Annotated in this window: 1 protein-coding gene; it reads left to right on the forward strand. The window is 53.4% G+C overall.

The features are described from left to right. Positions 1-34: 34 nt before the first annotated feature. The coding region (locus A936_RS23750; RefSeq protein WP_237717576.1) for a hypothetical protein at positions 35-382 on the forward strand (348 nt) is incomplete at its 3' end.

The raw sequence follows: 382 nt of genomic DNA on the forward strand, positions 1-382 counted from the left end.
GGATGTGAGTGTGTCTGACGGGAATATGCCGGCAGTGGCCTCATCAATCTCGATGAACCCCGGCCACGGCGACTCTGTGATTGTCTATACCCGGATGCTGAAGGAAAATATTTACGCCTATACGGTACTGGACACCCGTTACATGCGGGAGCTGATTAAGGTGATGGCCGGTAATACCCACCTGAACTACGCACTACAGGCAGGGCACGGGCGGTCTGTCACCCTGGGGGGCCCCCGGGGTGACCACGAAGTTCTTACCTCGCTACAAATACAGGCAGGTGATATCAGGGTGTCGGCTTATTCGACCCTCCGTAGCTGGCTGTACTTCAGTACTGAAGGCATCCCGATAATTCTTCCTGCATTTCTTTTATTTTCATTCCTG

The sequence above is a fragment of the Enterobacter sp. Ag1 genome (genome assembly GCA_000277545.1).
Classification (GTDB): domain Bacteria; phylum Pseudomonadota; class Gammaproteobacteria; order Enterobacterales; family Enterobacteriaceae; genus Cedecea.